Origin of the sequence: Sphingobacterium sp. 1.A.4 (assembly GCF_002734245.1) — a bacterium.
GTDB classification, from domain to species: Bacteria; Bacteroidota; Bacteroidia; order Sphingobacteriales; family Sphingobacteriaceae; genus Sphingobacterium; species Sphingobacterium tenebrionis.
This window is the reverse complement of the sequence record NZ_PEAZ01000113.1, coordinates 1-2,642: the sequence shown is the minus strand read 5'-3', so window position 1 is coordinate 2,642 and position 2,642 is coordinate 1. Positions and strand designations below refer to the sequence as shown.

Here is a 2,642-nt window from a genome sequence, read left to right as displayed (position 1 = left end):
GTCAGATGAAAAGCAACAACAGGTTTACCCGGTTCACAATGAAAGGACTGGATAAAGTCGCTGTGGAATTCGGTTTGATGGCCATTGCCCATAACCTCAGAAAATGGGCAAAAAAGTGGAAAGACAAAGCTTTTATCGGTAAACCAGGTGGCAAAAACTCCCTATTTGCGATAAATCAAGCCATCAACATGCTGAAAAGTACAAAACATCGACTTGCAGCCTAATATTGCTCATGAAATTATAATGGAGCTCCAGAAAGCTATAAAACAGAAGAAGGTGCCTTTTTAGACACCTTCTTCATATTTCCTTTTAATCTAAACTTATTTAGCGTCAGTAGCTAATTTGTTTAAGATTTCGTCATTTTTAGTGATTTGACTGTCTTTGGACATTTTGCTTTTTGAACCTAGTTCAATGTTGCGTCCTAATTTCAAAAACTGTACTTCAACACGTGCAACAGTTTTGTTTCTTCTATCTTTTCTTTTTAAACGTGTAACTCCCATTGTTAACAATATTTTTAATTTTCAAACGAGGTCGGAAGCGGATTCGAACCGCTGTAGGAGGTTTTGCAGACCTCAGCCTAGCCACTCGGCCATCCGACCCTTTACCTTAATAGGCATGCAAAAATAGGATTTACTTTTGAATATTAAAAGTCTTTTTTGCTTTTATCTGGTTTTATTCTTTTTCAAATCCATCTCCAAAAGAATTTTACCTGAATTTATCAGTGGAAAAACAATTTTTATTCAAATTAATTGACTGAATATTAAGTGATAAGAGTAAATGTTTTAACGTTAATTTGATTTTGGTCTAAACTTTGCAAGGATGTTGGTGTCAGTTGTTGAGCTGATTTAAAAATTGAAAAAACTATAAAGACTATGAAAAAATTATTACTATCATTCGGAGCTGTAGTATTGTTAGCAGCAGGTGCACAAGCACAAACAAGTTATGGTTTAAAAGCAGGTGTTAACTTAGGTAAATACAGCAACCAAACCGAAGAAGCAAAAGATTACCAAAAAAATAATGTTTCTTTCTATGTAACTGGTTTTGCAGATATCCCAGTAGCTCCTCAATTTTCTATCCAACCTGGAGTTTCCCTTCAAGGTAAAGGTGCTAAATATGAAGCGACTGGAGATAATGTAAGCGGAACTTCTTCAACTAATACCATGTCCGTTGAAATCCCAGTAAATGCAGTTTACTATATTCCTGCAGGTACAGGTAATGTGTTCTTAGGTGCTGGTCCATACGTTGGTTTCAACATCTCTGGTAAAACTAAAGCTGAAGGTGCATTAGGCGGTGTTGAAGGAAGTGTTGACAGGGATCTTAAATTCTCTGGTGATAACAAGGACATGAACTTGATCGATGCTGGTGTTAACTTCTTAGGTGGTTACAAATTCGGAAACGGATTGTTGATCAATGCAGGTTACGGATTAGGATTGTCTAATTTAAGTCCTAGCGATAATTCAGACAACAAATTCTCTAACCGCGTATTATCATTCGGTTTAGGTTTCCAATTCTAAGCATCTACGCATAGAAAAACAAAAGATTTTAGGAAATTATATCCTATCCTCTTAAAATATGAAAAGGTCGAGCATTAGCTCGGCCTTTTTTATATCTCTAAAGGTTGCATAAACACCTGTAAATCATTGGCTTGACTTTTGTTATTTTATCTATAACTAATAATTACACTTAACATCAATTATTATGAGAAAGTTATTTTTAATCACATTGGTCAGTTGTATTTCAACAGCAGCAATGGCACAAGTAAGTTATGGTTTAAAAGGAGGAGTTAACTTAGGTAAGTTTTCTGAGGCATTCTCAGATGAATTGAAAGATTATGAAAAAATGAATCCATCCTTCTATGTCACTGGATTTGCAGATATTCCCGTAGCACCGCAATTCTCCATTCAACCTGGTTTATCGCTACAGGGAAAAGGAGCGAAATATGAAGGTGAAGTGAATGGAACCTCTGGAAAAATTACGGTCAATATTATGTCCTTAGAGATTCCGGTTAATGCGGTTTATTATATCCCTGCAGGAACAGGAAATGTATTCCTTGGCGCAGGTCCATATGTAGGATATGCTTTAAGCGGCACCTACAAATCTGTTGTCAGTGGTAATGACGATGCATCTGTCGAAGAAGACATCGATTTCTCAGGAGATGATAAAGAAGCTAATGCATTTGAAGCGGGATTAAACTTTATGGGAGGCTACAAACTTTCCAACGGTTTTCTGATCAACGCAGGTTATGGCTTAGGATTAACGAAAATTGCAGCCGATGACGATGCTCCGAATTACAAAAATAGAGTGCTTTCCTTTGGTATAGGATTCCAATTTTAAATATAAAACAAAAGAGGCTGTCTCCTATGTTTGTGTCAAGCAAATGTAGGAGACATTTTTTGTTTTATAGATTTGCTGTATTTAGTGAAAAGAGGGAGAGCCTAGGGCTGTCTTAGTAGCTTTTTTAGCATACTGATTTTTAGAGATGGCCTTCCTCTTTTTCGCTTCCTAAGACAGAACAGAATGTAAGGCGGAATTACAGTCCAGCTTGAATATCCATAAGGAGACAAGTCCAAGGGAAGTTTCACTATTGATTTTTCAGTTTCACATCAAAAAATTAACATGAAAACACTCAAGCAGGTCGTTGG

4 protein-coding genes and 1 tRNA gene are annotated in these 2,642 nt (G+C 36.4%); 3 read left to right on the top strand and 2 right to left on the bottom strand.

The features are described from left to right. The coding region (locus tag CRJ00_RS19410) for a transposase (RefSeq protein WP_218962196.1) at positions 1-224 on the top strand (224 nt) is incomplete at its 5' end. Between the two features lie 96 nt (positions 225-320). Here CRJ00_RS19410 and CRJ00_RS17295 read toward each other — a convergent pair. After that, positions 321-500 carry a spore protein gene (locus CRJ00_RS17295; protein ID WP_099367985.1) on the bottom strand — a complete coding sequence of 60 codons (180 nt, stop codon included), beginning with the start codon at positions 498-500 and terminating at the stop codon, positions 321-323. A 28-nt stretch (positions 501-528) separates the two neighbouring features. Then, positions 529-599, bottom strand: a tRNA-Cys gene (locus tag CRJ00_RS17290). A 273-nt stretch (positions 600-872) separates the two neighbouring features. Here CRJ00_RS17290 and CRJ00_RS17285 point away from each other — a divergent pair. After that, on the top strand, positions 873-1,514 hold the full coding sequence (locus CRJ00_RS17285) for a porin family protein (RefSeq protein ID WP_099367984.1): 642 nt from the start codon (positions 873-875) through the stop codon (positions 1,512-1,514). A 184-nt stretch (positions 1,515-1,698) separates the two neighbouring features. Beyond that, entirely contained in the window at positions 1,699-2,334 is a 636-nt protein-coding gene (locus CRJ00_RS17280; RefSeq protein ID WP_099367983.1) for a porin family protein, read from the top strand. Positions 2,335-2,642 lie beyond the last annotated feature (308 nt).

What these genes read in the sequence shown, in the direction of transcription:
- CRJ00_RS17295 (WP_099367985.1), bottom strand. Translation starts at nt 500, where the DNA reads ATGGGAGTTACACGTTTAAAAAGAAAAGATAGAAGAAACAAAACTGTT.
- CRJ00_RS17285 (WP_099367984.1), top strand. Translation starts at nt 873, where the DNA reads ATGAAAAAATTATTACTATCATTCGGAGCTGTAGTATTGTTAGCAGCA.
- CRJ00_RS17280 (WP_099367983.1), top strand. Translation starts at nt 1,699, where the DNA reads ATGAGAAAGTTATTTTTAATCACATTGGTCAGTTGTATTTCAACAGCA.